The organism is Salegentibacter sp. (assembly GCF_041642575.1).
Taxonomy (GTDB): Bacteria; Bacteroidota; Bacteroidia; order Flavobacteriales; family Flavobacteriaceae; genus Salegentibacter.
Map to the genome: position 1 here is coordinate 1 of NZ_JBEPWD010000198.1, position 1805 is coordinate 1805.

1 protein-coding gene is annotated in these 1805 nt (G+C 40.4%); it reads left to right on the forward strand.

The features are described from left to right. Nucleotides 1-186 precede the first annotated feature (186 nt). A partial coding sequence (locus tag ACESK1_RS13280; protein ID WP_372920649.1) for an SLC13 family permease occupies nucleotides 187-1805 on the forward strand: 1619 nt, incomplete at its 3' end.

Consider the following 1805-nt stretch of genomic DNA (forward strand, 5'->3'; position numbering starts at 1 on the left):
CCGGTTTTACATTAATAATTAATAATTTAGAATCAGGAAACTTAAAACAAAGTTGACAAATAAAACTGTCAAATAACGCTAATTACGTTTGACCTTATTAATACCAATAAGGCGAAGAAAAGTCTGTGGTTACATAAGCTCCAACAAATATTTTGAAAATATTTTCCCGGAATTCAACTAAAAATAATGGAACAAGATATTATTATCGTTTTAGTAATCCTTAGTCTAACAATTATACTGCTGGTACTGGATTTAGTCAGGATTGATATTGTTGCCATGGGATGCATGCTGGCCCTTGGCTGGGCCGGTATTTTAAATCAGGAGGAAATGTTTTCAGGCTTTTCGAGTAATGCCGTAATAGCCATATTAAGTGTGATGATATTGGGACGAGGTATTGCCCGCACAGGGATTATGGATAAATTTTCGAAACTAGTGATCAATAAAGCTGGCAGCCGCAAACGAAATTTAGTTGGTTTACTCTCAATTTCAACGGGATTACTCTCCGGTTTAATTCAGAATATTGGAGTTGCTGCACTTTTTCTTCCCGGAGTCATGCAAGTTTCGCGCCGTACGAAGATCCCTGCTTCATCGCTTGTAATGCCCATAGGTTTTGCAGCCATCCTAGGGGGAACTCTAACCATGATTGGTTCGGGTCCGCTCATCCTGGTAAATGACCTTTTAAAAAATGAAGGCCTTGAAACCTACAACTTATTAAGTGTAACGCCTGTGGGCATTGCGCTTTTGTTGTCGGGCATAGCTTATTTTTTGCTTTTCGGAAGTAAAGTCTTACCTAAGAAGAAGCCTGGAAAGAAAAGTAAAACAGACCAGGAAAAGCTGGTAGAGAAACTTAATTTACCGGAAAATATCAAGCTACTTACTGTGAATAAAGAAAGCTCGTTGATAGGAAAAACCACAGAAGAAGCCGGGCTATGGAATAAGTATAATATCAACCTGTTGGGGATTGGAAAAGGTGATGATGTGGTTTACGCTCCCTGGCGAAAAACTAAGTTTGAGGATGAGCAAACTCTTGCTGTTTTGGGTTCTGGAGAGAATATAGAGCAGTTTGCTAAAGACTTTCAGCTGGAGAACCTCTCTGAGTCAAGATATTTTTCTGATGATTTTAATCCCAATGTTAGTGGTTTTGCCGAGGTGATTATTCCTCCCGGATCAGAACTTGCCGGGAAGAGTATAAGAGAATACACCTTGAGAAAACGTTATGCAGTAGAGCCGGTAATACTGTTCAACAAAGGAGAAAGAGTAGGAGGAGACTTTTCTGATGTAGTGATCCGCCCGGGGGACACCTTTATTGTTTACGGCAGGTGGGACAACATAAAAGACTTGAAAGAAAGCAATGATTTTGTTGTGCTCACCGATTTTGATGTTGATAAAAAAGACAAATCCAAAACCTGGCCTGCAATAGGCTGCTTTGTATTTGCTATAAGCCTGGCAATGCTGGGATTTCCCATTTCCATGGCTTTTTTAACCGGAGCTCTTTGTATGGTTCTTACTCGTGTGTTAGACATAAGTCAGGCCTATGAGGCAATTGAATGGAAAGTAGTTTTTCTGCTGGCGGGATTGATCCCTTTGGGTGTAGCCATGCAAAAAACCGGTGCTGCTATGTTTCTTGCTGAATCTATTATGACAGTAGTTATTGAATTACACCCTGTTTTCATCGTACTGATGGTTGGGGTTTTGGCCACTGTTTTTTCCCTGTTTATGTCTAATGTAGGAGCAATTGTTGTGCTGGCTCCGCTGGTAACAGGTTTGGCAGGTATTGCCGAAATTGATCCCAGGCCTTTAGTATT